Origin of the sequence: Acaryochloris sp. IP29b_bin.137 (assembly GCF_028285745.1) — a bacterium.
Classification (GTDB): domain Bacteria; phylum Cyanobacteriota; class Cyanobacteriia; order Thermosynechococcales; family Thermosynechococcaceae; genus Acaryochloris.
Map to the genome: position 1 here is coordinate 17,371 of NZ_JANQOP010000140.1, position 15,780 is coordinate 33,150.

14 protein-coding genes and 1 pseudogene are annotated in these 15,780 nt (G+C 49.0%); 6 read left to right on the top strand and 9 right to left on the bottom strand.

What is annotated here, in order from left to right:
- Positions 1–219 precede the first annotated feature (219 nt).
- The 6 genes from Q0991_RS10810 to Q0991_RS10835 all read right to left on the bottom strand — a co-directional run bounded on the left by Q0991_RS10810 (position 220) and on the right by Q0991_RS10835 (position 4,443).
- On the bottom strand, positions 220–795 hold the full coding sequence (locus tag Q0991_RS10810) for a hypothetical protein (protein ID WP_299488257.1): 576 nt from the start codon (positions 793–795) through the stop codon (positions 220–222).
- A gap of 194 nt (positions 796–989) precedes the next feature.
- Entirely contained in the window at positions 990–1,250 is a 261-nt protein-coding gene (locus tag Q0991_RS10815; RefSeq protein WP_299488258.1) for a MoaD/ThiS family protein, read from the bottom strand.
- Positions 1,251–1,257: 7 nt separating this feature from the next.
- A complete protein-coding gene (gene cysH / locus Q0991_RS10820) occupies positions 1,258–1,989 on the bottom strand; it encodes a phosphoadenosine phosphosulfate reductase (protein WP_299488261.1) in 732 nt (243 codons plus the stop codon).
- Positions 1,990–2,109: 120 nt separating this feature from the next.
- On the bottom strand, positions 2,110–2,271 hold the full coding sequence (locus tag Q0991_RS10825; RefSeq protein ID WP_299488264.1) for a hypothetical protein: 162 nt from the start codon (positions 2,269–2,271) through the stop codon (positions 2,110–2,112).
- Positions 2,272–2,306: 35 nt separating this feature from the next.
- Entirely contained in the window at positions 2,307–4,019 is a 1,713-nt protein-coding gene (locus Q0991_RS10830; RefSeq protein WP_299488266.1) for a DUF3352 domain-containing protein, read from the bottom strand.
- 220 nt (positions 4,020–4,239) lie between these two features.
- Positions 4,240–4,443, bottom strand: a complete 204-nt coding sequence (locus tag Q0991_RS10835) for a DUF2811 domain-containing protein (protein WP_299488268.1) — start codon at positions 4,441–4,443, stop codon at positions 4,240–4,242.
- Between the two features lie 616 nt (positions 4,444–5,059).
- On the opposite strand from Q0991_RS10835, the gene Q0991_RS10840 reads away from it, so the two are divergent.
- A complete protein-coding gene (locus tag Q0991_RS10840; RefSeq protein WP_299488270.1) occupies positions 5,060–6,115 on the top strand; it encodes a substrate-binding domain-containing protein in 1,056 nt (351 codons plus the stop codon).
- Positions 6,116–6,117: 2 nt separating this feature from the next.
- Here Q0991_RS10840 and Q0991_RS10845 read toward each other — a convergent pair whose 3' ends face one another.
- Entirely contained in the window at positions 6,118–7,215 is a 1,098-nt protein-coding gene (locus tag Q0991_RS10845; protein WP_299488272.1) for a calcium/sodium antiporter, read from the bottom strand.
- 293 nt (positions 7,216–7,508) lie between these two features.
- On the bottom strand, positions 7,509–8,354 hold the full coding sequence (locus tag Q0991_RS10850) for an alpha/beta hydrolase (RefSeq protein WP_299488273.1): 846 nt from the start codon (positions 8,352–8,354) through the stop codon (positions 7,509–7,511).
- A 98-nt stretch (positions 8,355–8,452) separates the two neighbouring features.
- On the opposite strand from Q0991_RS10850, the gene Q0991_RS10855 reads away from it, so the two are divergent.
- From Q0991_RS10855 to Q0991_RS10875, 5 genes are all read left to right on the top strand, one after another.
- On the top strand, positions 8,453–8,950 hold the full coding sequence (locus Q0991_RS10855) for a pentapeptide repeat-containing protein (protein WP_299488275.1): 498 nt from the start codon (positions 8,453–8,455) through the stop codon (positions 8,948–8,950).
- 165 nt (positions 8,951–9,115) lie between these two features.
- Positions 9,116–11,812, top strand: coding sequence for an EAL domain-containing protein (locus tag Q0991_RS10860; RefSeq protein ID WP_299488277.1), 2,697 nt, complete (start codon positions 9,116–9,118; stop codon positions 11,810–11,812).
- 59 nt (positions 11,813–11,871) lie between these two features.
- On the top strand, positions 11,872–12,402 hold the full coding sequence (locus tag Q0991_RS10865; protein ID WP_299488279.1) for a GNAT family N-acetyltransferase: 531 nt from the start codon (positions 11,872–11,874) through the stop codon (positions 12,400–12,402).
- A 34-nt stretch (positions 12,403–12,436) separates the two neighbouring features.
- Positions 12,437–14,914, top strand: coding sequence for an ATP-dependent DNA helicase RecG (recG, locus tag Q0991_RS10870; protein WP_299488284.1), 2,478 nt, complete (start codon positions 12,437–12,439; stop codon positions 14,912–14,914).
- Between the two features lie 311 nt (positions 14,915–15,225).
- A complete protein-coding gene (locus tag Q0991_RS10875) occupies positions 15,226–15,498 on the top strand; it encodes a hypothetical protein (protein ID WP_299488281.1) in 273 nt (90 codons plus the stop codon).
- 84 nt (positions 15,499–15,582) lie between these two features.
- Here Q0991_RS10875 and Q0991_RS10880 read toward each other — a convergent pair.
- Positions 15,583–15,684, bottom strand: a pseudogene (locus Q0991_RS10880) (dUTP diphosphatase); the annotation flags it as partial.
- Positions 15,685–15,780 lie beyond the last annotated feature (96 nt).

Here is a 15,780-nt window from a genome sequence, read left to right on the forward strand (position 1 = left end):
ACGTCTTATCCATCCGACCCATTTTGACATAGGTTCTTGTATTGATTGGTTTTATTTAGCGCAATACGTTCTGAAGTTTTGATAACGAAAAGACGAACCGTCATTGTAACTGTTTCTGCTTTTGGTTGACAGCTTGGTCGGCCAGGCAATGTGGGAATGGGTACGCCTGGTACAAACCTTGTACTGCAAGTTTTACAGCCAAAACCCATAGCGTATGGATCAAATTGCTGGCAAGGGTTCGGGTTTCTCTTGTCCTGCGCCAAACCCCAATGCCCCGCTAGAATAGGTGGTGCCGAAATTCTGAACCAACTGATGAACTTGGCTTAAGGCCGAACGGAAGTCCTGTTCATGGAGCGTTGATAAGGGATGGAGGAACGTGGCAAAAACAATTCCATTACTGACTGCATATCGACCATCCAACGCTGTGTGGAAGTTCGCTAGCAACATATTGTCCCGTTGTTCAGAGGTGAGGTCCGTTGCTTTTTGGATCGGGGCAATAATGCGCATCCGATCATGCTGAGCACTCGTCAGAATGAGCATGGTCCGTCCTTCATACTTAAAGGAGATTTGCCCTGCTTCAACTTGGACATCAGTGGCTTCTTCACGCAAGATTGCAGCCAGTTGGTCCATCGTTGTAGAGGCTGCTTGGGGACGTTCTGGTGAGTCGGGGTCAGACACTCGTTGCGCTTGGATGGCATTGATCTGAGTCTGGGGGGAGAAATTTGTCTGAATGCTCGTCCCAGCAAAGGCGGCAGCAGCGCCCGCCAACAAAACCAACAAGGATAACTTTTTCATGGCAACACCCTGACCCGCTAACTTCCCTAGGATAAGCCTCTAAGGTGAGAAATCCCTGAATCAAGGCGATTCATCCTACCCAACCCCATGGGTTCCGCTTCCCACTGGGTCGTCACCCTCCTGGAAGACTTACCGTCATATCGCTCAAGATATGAAAACGACTGTCAACGTGTATCTAACCATTGTTACTGTTGCTAGCCCCCGCTCACAGGTGGAATTAACACCACTTCATCCCCCTGCTGTAAGGGTGTATCCCCTGGGACAAAATTCAGATTGACGCCAAAATTCGTCACTGTTCTTAGGGGTTCCAGCGCTGGGTATTGGGCCCAGAAATATTCCCCCACTTGCTGTACGGTAGACCCAGCAGGCAGCTTCAGTTCAATCTCCGGTGAACCTATCACTTCTTGATAGGCCGCAAACAGTTTGACTGTAATGGTGATGGCAGAACCAGGCATTTTTCAGCTAGGCATGCATACCGCATTCTGTGCGGGCCATTCCTCGCCACCGCCCGGCTCGTTCTTCTTCTCCATGATTCGTCGTGGTGGTAATGGGTTCGTCCCCAATGCTGGCATACCCTTGGTCATAGAGTGGGTTATACAACACTTGATTCCCAACCAGATAGTTCCAAACCTCTTTATAGGTCCAGTTTGCCAATGGATTGATTTTTAAGCGTCCCTGACGGTCACCTTCAAAGATAGGCATCTTAGCGCGGGTTGAAGACTGATCTCGTCGCCGTCCTGTGATCCATGAAGATACGTTGAGCATTTGTAGCCCTCGCTGCAGGGGTTCAACTTTGGTGAGTTGGTGAAATTGTTCTATGTCTTTTTGCCAAAGCTGTTCGCCATATTTTTCTGCAAAGGCAGCTCGGGACTCCACCCCTTGGGGACGAAAGACGTGTAGATCTAAACCATAATGCGCTTTGGCATTCTCAGCCAGTTGCAGGGTTTCTGGAAAATGGTGGAGCGTATCCAGAAATAGAACTGGGATCCCTGGATCAGGATTGAGGTCTCGATACAACAGATCTAGGATCACCATCCCACTGGCCCCAAACGCAGTACTCTGGATCAAGCCGGTTGGAATAGTCTCCAAACACCAAGTCAAGATACTTTTGGGATGGGCGGCGTCAAACTTTAGATTTAGATGCTCCAAATCTAAAGTTTGCTGTTGTCCAGGGGTTACGATGCATGGATCCATAATACCAATGCCAACCTTTCGCCTATTGGGTATGAGTATTGTACCTGTTTATTTTCCTAATCCCCACCGGAGAACCGTAGTATAAGTTCGGCTCTCCAGAGTAGGGATTAGCTTAGAGGGTCAGCGAATCCTAATGGTGTAGTTAATTTGACAGATCAGATCTTTGAATTGTGGATAACGATCTGGATGCTCCACCCCAAACCTCTGGGCAGTCAGCAGGAGGGTAGATTCCCCATCAATGCTGATCGGCTTCAGCACCTCATCCATTGGATTAGTGGGCACTAACCAATTTCAACTGATGGATCCTAAACACGCTCTTAACCAAACCGCAGGTACCACTTGCTATGCTGAACTTCTGGGGTTTCGCCATAACTACTGACTGAGATTGATCGCAGTTTATGGGTTAGGGTCTGAGCATGCGCTTCAAGCTTGGAGATGATCGGTAGATTCTGCTTGAGGAAGGGTTGCATCATGGGCCAATCTAGGTAGACGAAGCCTTGATTGGGTTGATCGAAGGGTGCGATCGCATCCTGAAACGATCGCTGATTGCTCAAAGCCCCATTGCCAGCTTCCAGGGCTAATCCTAACGCTTCTGGAGAACTGGCCAAGACCTTTTGATCGTCAATATTGGCATAGGCACCTGTCACCTCTGTCTTAAAGGTGAGATTGCTGCCTCGCGTATTGTCTATTTCTTGAGAGACTAATCGAGTCCAAGCATAGACTTTCCGGCCTGCCAGTTCGAAGGGGCTAGTCCCTAAATCCTGCTGGGTTGCTAGATCATTCAAATAACGAGTCAATTGCTGAGAATGGTCGCTATTGGTTTGCTCATAGGCAAATAGCCAATCTGCTTTTGCATCGGGCTGTGCTGATAAGACTGGAGAAAGGGACTCTGGCAACAGCGCCCAAGCATAGTTTCCATCAATCAATGGAAAAATCTGACTCGTTAAACTCAAGCCTCGCGTCTGCCCCCACGCTCCAAGGGTTGTATTCACCCAGGCTTTAAGGGCCGGATACCCCTGCAAGTCTTGGTCAATTTGTGACCATAGGGCGCCAAGGTCCATGCCAGACACCACCAATGGACTATTACCTGGGAAATAACTTAAGGCAGTCGTTGGTTCTAGGGGTTTGGTGTGGACGGTTGGGACCTGACGGTCTGAGTTTGCGATTAAGGCGGTTTCGACCCACACCCCTTGCCGAGACTCCCCAAAGGTGACGCCTAATCCTTTATAGGTTGCCGATGCTCCTGCAGGTTTTCCTGACAGAGCTGGAATCAGCTTCTCTAAGTTGAGGTAGGCAATGCTGGTCGATTGGGTTGGGTTCAGGGTTGCGATCGCGGTTTTGTAATCAGCATGCTTGGCCAGTTGGGATCCAGGTTTGTTGAACGTGCTCAAGGCCTGTTCCAAAACCTGATGGTGGTTGGTCACCAAGACGAAGCGATCGTCTACTTTGGCCGTCGATAAGGCCTGAATGGGCTGCCATGGGTGGGGTAATGGCGGTATGTCGGCTCCGGCGAACTGAGGGGAAACCTGGGCAGAGATAATATCTATCCCATCGTAACGCTCAAAATTAATCGATTGCCCCGCCTCTGCTTGCAGCTGCCAAAACTTCTCTAAGAAAGTGTTTGCATCTCGGCTATTGCGAGCTTTTAGAACCAGTAGGTAGCCCGGCCCTTGGCCGGGGCCTAACTCTGTCAGGGCAAAGGTCAACTCATCCCCTGCCCAGGGCCGAATATCTTGACGATAATCAATCCCTGCGGTGGCGAGGAGAGCCGCAGGCAAATCGGTGTACTGAAATGAGTGACCTGCAGCTTCATCCCCCAAAGACTTCAGTGGGCCGGAGTGCCCCACCAGTGAAACCATCAGGGGAGCCGCATCTGGAATGAAGCGTGCAGCTGCAGGCCCTAATTCTGGTTCCAGTGGAGACGTCCCGGCGGAAGAGTCCGTATCGAGCGCCCAGACTGTTCCGCTACAGAGCAGTAGGGCAAGAACACTGGCTAGTAACTGGAGAAAAACAGAACGAAGTTTGACCATAAATTGCGAAAGTCAGGCTTATTGCGACCGCCTATGCAAGGGAGAGATAAAATCTTCGGTCGTTTAACAACCGTATCCGCCCCTATTATTTCAGCAAACTGCACCGGAGCAAGTTAAGCAATCTAAAATCTCCCGGTTCCCCGATTGCTATCCGTTCCTGAACCTTTGGGCCGACACCATCCCTCACGCCAACTCGCCGATATCATCTTTGGATCAGCGTCTACCCAACAGAACGCTGAAACAGCGTATCGAGGTACACTCGCGCAGCCCGGCGATCGCCTTCGCCATTTTGCAGCAAGAACAAGGATAAGGCTGCAGAGAAGACTCGATCCTGGTCCCAGTCAGGATGAGACTCCAAATAGCCCTTGAGGGTCTGATGCAGCTCTTCAGGAATCTCAGCAAGAATACTTATTGTCGCGTTCATAGTGATTAATTGTGACAGTATGTTGAGGCCCGTTATTTGAATGCATAAGATCTGCCTGCCCAACAGTCCGAGCACGCCAATAACCTAAGCGGACTTATTTTGCGCTATGTGGGGGTGGGGTTGTCAATGGTTAGCCCGTCACTAAATTATTAAGAAAAAATGAACTCGTTCACGAAAAATCAGGGGTTTTAGCCCTTTATCTTTACATAGATTCATATAAATCTGGGGAAATCTCTGTTTGCAGCCAAATTCCCCAGATCGATGTGAGGCCGTCTAGATCCATCCTTTCCCTGTGGAAAACCCCCGGAAACCTGTGGAAAACTCTAGAAAGACTTGTGGAAACTTTGGGGATAACCTGGGGAAATATATTTATTTGCAAAAATTTTAATTCTTGAGGGTTAAGTCACCATTTGATTATTTTTGAGCCAACATCTCCCAGGTCTGCTCTCGACAATCGAGCAGCCGTCCAGAATATGACTGACCCTGACCCCCTTCCCCTCAAAATACTTCTGAGACGCCACAGAATCCTCAAGCCAGGATGGGATAATGCTATCCATAAAACAATGATGTTCTTCTCTCAATCCTTCGATTGAGGGGATTCCAATATAGACCCCCCATGCCTACTCCGAACCGTCCCCAAAACTATCAGCATCTTGTCTTACCCGGCATCATTACCTGCGGCTTACTTTGGGCATTCAGCCTTCTCGGGTTTGGCCTTTGGCAACAGTTACAGCAAACTCAACCTTCACCCGTCTCAACGGAGGAGAGGCCGTCTGAATATTCCACCTTTCGTCAAGTGGACAATGTTCCTTCAGGCCGTTTCAAGTACGGTGGTAGTCCCGACTGGTCGCCGATTCGCTTGGTGGTTGACTCAACCATTCAATCGGAAAGACGGGAATATCAGCTCAGTTATATCCAACCCAAGGAAACCCAGGCGAATACCACTACTGCGATCGCACTTTTGATCCAAGGAAAATTGGATTTTGTTCAGTCCGATCGGGCCCTTAAATCCTCAGAACTCACCCAAGCTCAACAGCAAGGATTAACGCTGAAACAAACATCTGTGGCGACGGATGGTATTGCCATCGCGGTTCATCCCAGCCTACCGATTCAGGGATTAACCCTACAGCAAATAGCTGACATTTACACTGGATCGATTACAAACTGGACGCAAGTCGGGGGACCCAATCTTGAAATAAAGCCCTTCGCCCTCTCATTTGAATCTGAGGGCATGCTTGACCTATTTCTCAAACAGGTGATGCAGGGAAAATCCTTTAGCCAACAGCTAGATTATTTCCCCAATATGACAACCGCGCTCCGGAAATTAGCGGATAGTCCGGGTGGCATTTTCTTTGGGTCCGCAGCAGAGATTGTTCCCCAATGTACGGTCAAACCGCTTCCGGTTGGTCCAACGTCACGGCGGATCGCCCCCTATCAATCTCCTTATATCGAACCGAGTGACTGTCCTAACCCGCGCAATCAAATCAACACTCAGGCCATTCTGAACCAAGAATATCCCTTAACCCACCCCCTCTACGTCATCTATGCCAGCAACCGGGACAATACCCAAGCCGGAGAAGCCTATACCCAACTATTGCTCAGCAGCCAGGGCCAGGACTTATTGAGTAAAGCGGGATTTGTGAAAATTGCTCCATCGTCCCCCATTCAGTAGCCTTAAATCTTGGTGCTGCGTTGATGGCGAACGGTTCGAATGGTAATAATCGCAAACGTAATCATCGTGAGTGGGGCGATAAATGTACTCACAATGGTTGTAAGCACCGTTATCCCTTCATGATGCATGGTATTTAGCACTAAGTAACTGTTATAGGCCATGTAATAGATCAAAAAGAGAATGCCTTCCCACCGGGTAATCACATTGCCAGTGGCAAAGATGGGAAGACAAGCTACTGCTGCCGCAATCATAATCGGGATATCAAAAGAACGAGCCGCATTGGTCACCGTAATGCCTTCGGGAGCCAGCATACTGGCCAGTCCCAGGGCCGTCAAAATATTGAAGATATTGCTGCCGATCACATTGCCCACCGCAATATCACGCTCCCCCCTGAAACTAGCCACAATAGATGTGGCTAATTCAGGCAAGGACGTCCCAATAGAAATAATGGTCAAACCAATAACGAGTTCAGAAATCCCTAACTTCTGGGCAATGGACACAGACCCATTCACTAACCAATGGGAGCCTGACACCAATAAAATAGCGCCAACAACGATATAGCCTAAGTTAGCAGCCAAGCTGGGTCCAGACAGCTTTAAGGGTTTCCCATACTCACTGGCATATTCAGCTTGGACCTCTTCGTTATGTTCCTGTCGACCTTGATAGATTAAGAAGAGCGTATAAATAATGCCGCCCAGGAATAAGATCACCCCATCTGAACGACCTAATACTCCATCCCAACTAAATAGCAACATTAGGGCTGATACCCCAATCATAATGGGCACATCTAGGCGCACTAGTTGTTGAGCAACTAGCAGCGGCGTAATCAAGGAAGACAACCCCAGAATCAATAAAATATTAAAAATATTACTGCCAATCACGTTGCCCAAGGAAATATCACCCTGACCAATCAGGCTAGATTTGACACTGACAGCCATTTCGGGGGCGCTGGTACCATAGGCCACAATCGTCAATCCAATAATCAATGGGGAGAGGCCAACCATCGTTGCCAAGCGAGAGGCCCCACGCACTAACGCTTCTGCACCAAAAACTAACAGCACTAAACCGCCAACAATAGCAGCGATAGCCGTTACGATCATGGTTGTTTCCTAGATAAGATTGCCAAGTTGCATACATAGGGGCGATTGTAGCTAAATCATGAAGCTGCAAGAGGGCTTTAGACCATCTTGTTTACCTGGATTACCTGTTCCGGTACATATGAAGCCCAGACCAGTGAGGCGACCCAATGCCATCCCTAATATCATAAATAAAGCCTTTTACATGATGCCTTAAATGTATCCATTGACCAAAAAGTCTGTTGTCTCCCCAGAAACACCAGCTATATCGGCGATTTAAGCCTCTGATTTCCTGCGACATCCCTCCCAAAACCCCCCTACTCTTCGATCAAATCTGGTTCAGGATTCTGTTGTAGAACTAAGTTTTGAAATGCAGTTAATGCTTGATAGTATCGTTCTCCCGCGATTTGGGGAACATTGTTGTGGCCTGCGCTGGGCACCCATAGCATCTGCTTGGGAGCTGAGGCAGCGGCGTAGAGTTGGCGACCCTGTGCGATCGGAATCACTGAATCGGCTTCACCATGGATCACCAAAATGGGTACGTGGATCTGCGGAAGTCTTTGTAGGTTCGTGAATTTATCGAAGGGCAAAATTGGGATAGGCACTACCACCCGAAAGGTTGAGGTAAAGGTACTTTCCAGAATGACCCCCGCTACTGGGTACTGGGTTGCCAAATAAACCGCCGATCCTCCCCCCAAAGAACGCCCTTGGACAAGAAGACGGTTGGGGTTTACACCAAGGGTTTGGGTCAAGTACAGATATACTTGCTTAACATCCTCATAGGCATTCTGTTCACTGGGTTGACCATCGCTCGTCCCATAGCCCCGATAATCATAGGCAAACACGCTGAAGCCGGACTGTTGGAGTTGCTCTAAGCGGGGGCGAATGTCCCCCAAATCTTCGGCATTGCCGTGGATATAGAGCAATGTAAACATTGCGTTGGGATTGGGCAAATACAGCGCCGAGATCTGTTCCTTCGCCGTGACAGGCAGCTTTATCACCTCATCTGTATCTGGGTAACTACTAGGTTGAGGCAGAAAAATCATGCTATCGGCTTTGAAAAAGATATAAAGCGCGAAGCCAACGTAGATCAAAAACGGGGTAAGAAGCAGTCTGAGCCCACTAAATAAGCCGATCAAGATGGTTTGATAGTTAAGGTTCACAACCGTTGTGGGATGGAGTGCTTAGGGGTGAATGGGACGGCCATTTCTAGTCTATGCAATTACGCTATGGTTGAGATATCAGCAATGCTTGTAGGTTTATGAAACTCAGTCGCGAAGAAATCATCAGCCGCTATGCAGCTGGGGAGCGTCGATTTGCTGGGGTGGATTTAACCGCCCTAGATCTTCATCAACTTGAATTGAGCCAGATAGATTTAAGCGGAGCCGAGCTGTGTCGCTGCAACCTCAGTGATGCCGATCTCAGTCAAGCCGATTTAAGTGGGGCTGATCTCAGCGAGGCTAACTTGACCCAAATTGATTTGCATAAGGCAGATTTAAGCGGGGTCGACCTCAGTGTTGCTAACCTGACGGGAGCCAATCTCGAAGAGGCGGATCTGAGTGGCGTAGATCTGAGTCAAGCCAATTTGACGGGAGCCAATCTCCAAAATGCAGACCTCAGTGGGGTTGATCTGAGCGAGGCTAACTTACAAGAGGCCAATTTGCGCGGCGCGGATATCAGTGGCGCTGATGTGAGTAACAGTCGCTATTGTCAAACTACTTTCCCCAGTGGCAAGATTCGGAACGATCATTGTGAGTAGAAATCGGCTGCTTACTGTCGCATCAAACCATTTTTGCTGAATTGGCCGTAAAAATATCTAGATAAGAGGAAAAATAATCTCTCTCAAAAAAGAAGTTCGATAGTTTTACTGATGTCATTTGGGCTGGAATTAGAAGAGCATTGAAACGTTGCGACCCCATGATCCGTGCCCACAGACCTCAACGATCCGCAAAGAAAAATTAGGCATCTTCTAATCCTTGAGGATTCGGATGGCTTTCGCTTGGTTCCATTGGAAGAGTCTTCCTATTTCTTAGGGAGAGATGTGACGAACGCGATTGTGGTTCGATCCAAGGGGATTTCTCGCCAGCATGCGCTTTTTTTACGGGTCACGAATGCGGATCCCAATAGTTATGGCTTTATGCTGATTGACGGCAACTTGCAGGGAGAACCCAGTACCAATGGCACCGCGATCAATGGCGAAAAATGCACTTCAGCGAAACTGAATCATGGAGATAGAATCGTTTTTGGTCGGCAAATCACAGCAAAATATCTAGTTCTTGGGGCTCTGAGCGATCTAGAATTTGCCGATTTTTGCAAAAACTTTGATTTTGAGGAAGCCGTCACCCGAGATATTAATCCTCGAGAAACCTTTGTTCATGAATCCGATGAAGCCCCCAGCTTTGGAGCAGCGTCTTTGGTCCGATTGGCTTCATTTCCCGAGATTCTGCCCAGCCCCATGTTTGAGGTCAACCTTAAAGGTGATCTGACTTATATCAACCCGGCTGCTCACAATGCGTTCCCTGATCTACAGATCGTGGGAGTGGAGCATCCAACCGTAGCGGGGCTGATTTCCCTCACGCAAACCTCGAGACAAAAAATTCTGAGCCGAGAAGTGACGGTTGGTCCCCAAGTTTACGAGCAGTCGATTCACTTTATTTCCGAGAATGGCTTGATTCGTTGTTGTTTAGCTGATATCACGGAACGGAAAAAAGTCGAAGCTGAATTGTTTAAGCGCGATCGCTTATTGCAGAGTGTGGCAGAAGCCACCACCCATCTGCTGGCTAATGTGAGTCATGAGGAAGCAATTGAAGCGGCTTTGGCCCGATTTGGGATTACGGCTGGCGTCGATCGCATCTGTATTAGTGAAAATCATATTCATGCGGATACCCATCGACTAGCCACGACCATTCGCTATGAATGGACTGGGGTAGGGGTGACATCCATTCGCACGTTCTCCCATCGCCAGAACCAGCTCTATAGCAGCCCTCATCTTCAGCGTTGGTGTACCACCCTTGCCGGTGGTGCAGCCATCAGGGGTATTGTGCAGGATTTTCCTATGGCAGAGCAAACGGTCCTGTCCCAAGAGCAAGTTCAGTCTGTTTTGGCCGTACCCATTAACGTTAAAGATAACTTTTGGGGGTTTATCGAACTCCATGACTGCCGCGATCATTATCAATGGTCGGATCAAGAAGAAGCCATTCTCAGAACCATGGCTGCCAGTGTAAGTGCAGCTTTAGAACGTCAAGATAAAGATGAAATTATTCATCAGCAAGCTTTTCACGATGCCTTAACCGGGTTGCCAAACCGTGTTTTGTTTGCGGAACGGTTGGATCAAGCCTTGACCGATGCCCGTCGTAATCAGCATCACTTGGCGGTCATGTTTATGGATTTAGACAAGTTCAAAACCATTAATGATACGCTTGGGCATTCTGTCGGGGACGAGTTGTTGAAAGAAGTCGCCCAACGGCTGCAGAACTGCCTACGGGGTGGGGATACGGTAGCACGATGGGGCGGTGATGAATTTACGCTGCTGCTGTCGACGATTCGAAGTATTGAAGACGCAACACGGACGGCCCAGCGGATCTTGGATGCCTTCAAAGCGGTGGTCAAAATTGATCACCATGAAATCTATGTCAATGCTAGTATTGGCATCGCTTGTTTCCCAAATGATGGCGAGGAGGCAGAAGTTCTGCTCCAGAACGCGGATGTGGCGCTGTACCAATGTAAAGAGCAGGGTCGAGGTATTTATCGCGTTTACGATGCCAATATGAATTCCAAGGCGACAGAATTATTTGCTCTTCAGAACAATATCCGCCATGCATTGGAACGCAACGAATTTTTATTGCACTACCAACCCCAAATCAACCTGGAATCTGGCAAAATTACTGGGTTTGAGGCTTTGATTCGATGGCAGCATCCTGAACAAGGCTTAGTCTCACCAGCCACTTTTATTCCCTTAGCTGAAGAGTCCGACCTAATTATCAAAATTGGTAAGTGGGTTCTAGAAAGGGCTTGTCAACAAGCAGTTGAGTGGCAGCGCATCACCGGTCATCCCCTTTCAATTTCCGTGAATTTATCGGCACGGCAATTTTACGACCCCACGTTGGTAGAAACGATTTCTCAAGTTCTTTGGCAAACCCAGCTAGACCCCAAATCCTTAGAACTGGAAATTACTGAAACGATTGCTATTAAGAATATTTCGCTGGCTCAAGAAGTGCTCAAACAGCTCCAGAGTATGGGCATTCAAATTGCGATGGATGACTTTGGGACAGGATTCTCCTCTCTCAACTACTTGACCCAACTCCCCTTAGATACGCTTAAGATTGATCAATCTTTTATCAAACGCCTGACTGCGAAGGCCAAGGAGTTGGAGGTGATCAATGCTGTGCTGTCCTTGGGGCGAGGGTTGCATCTTAAGGTGGTTGCGGAAGGGGTAGATACGCCAGAACAATTAGAGTTATTGAAGGCTTTGCGGTGTGAAACGGTACAAGGTTTCTTAATCAGTCCGCCACTCCCAAGCATTGAAGCGACCGCGAAACTGCAGTCCAATTGGTTGCAACATCAAGAGCTGCATAATATTAAACAAACACTACCTCAACCAGCTTATGTGTTGGCGAACTAATGGGCGTCCAATACAGCACTAGTGGGTAAAAGCTCGACTTGCCGCACCTTAACCCAAAAATGGAGATCCTAGAAACAGAGCGACTACTGCTGAGACAATTTTGTGTAGCAGATATAGATGCCTATGCGGCAATGCTGGCAGATCCTAAGGTCGTCGCTTATGTTGGCTCTGGTGAAACACTATCTCGGGCCCAAGCTTGGAAAAATATGGCCATGGTAATGGGACATTGGACCTTGCGGGGGTATGGATTATGGGCTGTGGAGGAAAAAAAGACACAAACCCTAATTGGTCGGGTCGGTCTCTACTATCCCGAAGGATGGCCGGGATTAGAAGTGGGCTGGATGCTGGCGCGATCGCACTGGGGATACGGCTATGCCCTAGAAAGCGCCAAGGCAGCAGTAGAGGTGGCCTTCAACCAATTACAGTGTCCCAAATTGATTAGCTTGATTCATCCTGAGAATGTGCGATCTCAGCGGGTTGCCCAACGCCTTGGGAGTCAAAAGGCCGCTGCACTCACTCTCAATGGCGTCCCCATCTGGCAATACGAGCTGTACCCATCCAGGGTCGACCACTCTGAAGACCGCCATTGATCATTACAATGGGGACAATATCACTGCATCGTCTATGGGTGATTCTGTTCCAGCAACTTCTTCAGACCGCCTGCCCGATTGGGTCCGGTTGCAGCAAGCCCTCTCCGTAGAAGCGGATCGCGGCTTTTGTAACTTAGAAGGAAAACAGTTTCGGTTTAGCCAGTTTCTCCAGCAGAGTTTAGCCAGCACCATTCCCCAGCATTCCGAATCTGCCGTGCAAGAGCGTTGGCAGACCATGGCCCAGAAGTTTGGCGGCTATGCGGAACTGACCCTCAACCAGCGCCAACATTTGGTTGCGGAAACTCGACGCCTTCTCTATGCCACCCAGAAGGATTACCGTCAGGCGACCGATCCGCCTCCCAAACCTCGCAAGCCTGCCACTCAAAAGCTGACAGCTACACCCCAAAAACTATCGCTAGATCTGCCCATTTTGTCCTTGTCTGGGATTGGACCTAAAAGCGCTCAGAAGCTTGAGAAACTGGGGCTCTATAGCGTGCGCGATTTGCTGTTTTACTATCCTCGTGACCATATTGACTATGCCCGCCAAGTCTCGATTCGAGATCTGGAAGAAGGGGCAACGGTCACCCTGGTGGCAACGGTAAGGCGAGTGAACTGCTTTAGCAGCCCCCGCAATCCCAAACTAACCATTTTTGAGCTGGTGGTGAAGGATGCTACAGGCCAAGTTAAGCTGAGCCGCTTCTATGCAGGCAATCGTTTTCGTAGTCGCGGGTGGCAAGAACAACAGAAACGTCTCTATCCCCCTGGAGCCGTTGTGGCAGCCTCTGGTTTGGTCAAGAGCAGCAAATATGGCATTACCTTAGATAATCCTGACCTAGAGGTGCTCAACCATTCTGGGGACAAAATTGAGTCGATGGTGATTGGGCGCGTGGTCCCCATTTATGCTCTAACAGAAGGCGTAACCCCGGACCTGGTGCGGCGGGCAGTGGTGGCAGCCTTACCCGCCGCTAAAAGCCTTCGCGATCCATTACCTGAAGCTTTGCGGCAGCAGCATAATTTGACGGATTTGCCGAGTGCGATCGCAGATGTGCATTTCCCCCCCGATAGTGATGCTTTGGATCGGGCCCGTCGCCGTCTGATCTTCGATGAATTTTTCTATCTCCAACTCGGGATGCTGGTCAGACGCCAACAGCAGCGCCAGACTCAAGAAAGTGTTCCCCTAAGCGTCCACGGGGAATTGCTAGAGCGCTTTTATAAGGTGCTGCCCTTTACCCTGACAGGAGCCCAACAGCGAGTCGTTCAGGATATTCTGGCAGACCTACAATCCACTCAACCGATGAACCGTCTGGTACAGGGGGATGTGGGGTCCGGTAAAACCGTTGTGGCGGTGATTGCCTTATTGTCGGCGATTCAATCTGGGTATCAAACGGCTCTGATGGCTCCTACGGAAGTTCTGGCTGAGCAGCATTATCACAAACTCGTGGAATGGTTTAATCAGCTTCATTTGCCCGTCGAGTTATTGACCGGGTCCACCAAAGCTGCCAAACGCAGACAAATTGCTGAACAGCTCAAAACGGGTGAACTGCCTCTGCTGGTCGGTACCCATGCCTTAATTCAAGACAATGTGGAATTTGACCGTTTGGGTTTGGCCGTGATTGACGAACAACATCGGTTTGGGGTTCAGCAGCGAGCCATGCTGCAGCAAAAAGGTCAGCATCCCCATGTACTCACCATGACGGCTACCCCGATCCCTCGGACGCTGGCCTTGACCCTACATGGAGACTTGGATGTCAGCCAGATTGATGAGCTGCCACCGGGGCGGCAGGCGATTCAAACCACGATGTTGACGACCCGAGATCGCACCCATGCCTATGACCTGATGCGACGGGAAATTGCCCAAGGACGGCAGATTTATATCGTCCTGCCCCTGGTGGAGGAGTCCGAGAAACTGGATTTGCGATCGGCGGTGCAAGAACACGAACGGCTTCAAAACACCATTTTCCCAAACTTCCAGGTGGGGTTGCTCCATGGACGACTGACCTCTGCGGAAAAAGACGAGGTGATTTCCCAGTTTCGCGAACATACGTTGCATATTTTAGTGTCGACCACCGTCGTGGAAGTGGGGGTTGATATTCCCAACGCCACGGTAATGCTGATTGAACATGCCGATCGATTTGGACTGTCCCAACTCCATCAACTCCGAGGTCGGGTGGGTCGGGGGGCCTATCAATCCTATTGCCTGCTTATGAATAGCTCAAAAACGGAAACAGCCCGTCAGCGGTTGGCGGTCCTGGAACAGTCCCAAGATGGCTTTTTTATTGCTGAAATGGATCTGCGCTTTCGAGGGCCTGGGGAAGTTTTAGGAACCCGCCAATCTGGGCTGCCAGACCTCGCCCTCGCCAGTCTGGTAGACGATCAAGAATCCCTCGAATTAGCACGGCAAGCGGCTGAAAAAGTCTTGGCAAAAGACAGTACCCTAGCGGCTTGGCCCCTGATGCAGACTGAATTAAATCTTCGCTACCAAAAACTGATGGGGGGAGCAATTTTTACATAGATTTGCAACGATGCAGTTTAATGGTTATGATAAGTAATTATCATGTGTGTGCTCCGGGGATCAGCGACTTTAGACTCCGTAATTGTCGTCTCCGGGGCAATTTTTATGTTTAAATCAGCCAGTCTAGCTTTTGGCCTCTTCGTTCACTGGCTGTTTTGGTTGCGTGACGCTAAATTCTTTCTGTTGCTTATTCAGTAAAGCTTTAGCGAAGAGCCTGATAGGAAAATTGTTGGTTAAAAAATTAAATTTCAACCCTTTTAAACCTTTTGAGTACAACGCCAGTCTAAGCAGTAGCGTTACACAATTGACTTATGACTAAAAAATCACTGGTTTTAGCTACTGTTCTATTACTGGGTTCGGCTGGAATAGCGATCCCAGCTAATGCCAAACCCATTATTCGTAAAGGCCCCAAAAGAACCTTAATTCATAGCCCCAAGCGAACTTACTATAGCGGTCCCAAGCGAACATTTTATAGTGGTCCCAAGCGGACGTTTTATGATGGCCCCAAGCGCACCGTTTTTAACGGTCCTAAGGTAACCGTCGTGAAGGGTCCCAACAAAACGATTGTTAAACCCCATCGTTAATGACCTCCTTGAGTTTGGATCACTCTATTCCCTAACCCACCAAAGCTTGGCCAAGCGTTTAGGTTTCCCATCTACCCTGCTTCGTTAGGAATATCCCGTTGATCCAAATCCCCCTGCCCCTCTTTGGGTGGCACTTAATTCAGACACTTCTTCAATCTCGGCTCGTAAAATGGGTGCAATTACCATCAATACCTTCGCCAACCAAGGATAAGCCCCCTAGGTATTAGTCAAGAGGGCTTTAGTAGGACACTTGGAATTACTCCTAATCCAGTATCGCTAAAG

What these genes read in the sequence shown, in the direction of transcription:
- recG (WP_299488284.1), top strand. Translation starts at nt 12,437, where the DNA reads ATGGGTGATTCTGTTCCAGCAACTTCTTCAGACCGCCTGCCCGATTGG.
- Q0991_RS10855 (WP_299488275.1), top strand. Translation starts at nt 8,453, where the DNA reads ATGAAACTCAGTCGCGAAGAAATCATCAGCCGCTATGCAGCTGGGGAG.
- Q0991_RS10845 (WP_299488272.1), bottom strand. Translation starts at nt 7,215, where the DNA reads ATGATCGTAACGGCTATCGCTGCTATTGTTGGCGGTTTAGTGCTGTTA.
- Q0991_RS10865 (WP_299488279.1), top strand. Translation starts at nt 11,872, where the DNA reads ATGGAGATCCTAGAAACAGAGCGACTACTGCTGAGACAATTTTGTGTA.
- Q0991_RS10875 (WP_299488281.1), top strand. Translation starts at nt 15,226, where the DNA reads ATGACTAAAAAATCACTGGTTTTAGCTACTGTTCTATTACTGGGTTCG.
- Q0991_RS10810 (WP_299488257.1), bottom strand. Translation starts at nt 795, where the DNA reads ATGAAAAAGTTATCCTTGTTGGTTTTGTTGGCGGGCGCTGCTGCCGCC.
- Q0991_RS10830 (WP_299488266.1), bottom strand. Translation starts at nt 4,019, where the DNA reads ATGGTCAAACTTCGTTCTGTTTTTCTCCAGTTACTAGCCAGTGTTCTT.
- Q0991_RS10835 (WP_299488268.1), bottom strand. Translation starts at nt 4,443, where the DNA reads ATGAACGCGACAATAAGTATTCTTGCTGAGATTCCTGAAGAGCTGCAT.
- Q0991_RS10840 (WP_299488270.1), top strand. Translation starts at nt 5,060, where the DNA reads ATGCCTACTCCGAACCGTCCCCAAAACTATCAGCATCTTGTCTTACCC.
- cysH (WP_299488261.1), bottom strand. Translation starts at nt 1,989, where the DNA reads ATGGATCCATGCATCGTAACCCCTGGACAACAGCAAACTTTAGATTTG.
- Q0991_RS10815 (WP_299488258.1), bottom strand. Translation starts at nt 1,250, where the DNA reads ATGCCTGGTTCTGCCATCACCATTACAGTCAAACTGTTTGCGGCCTAT.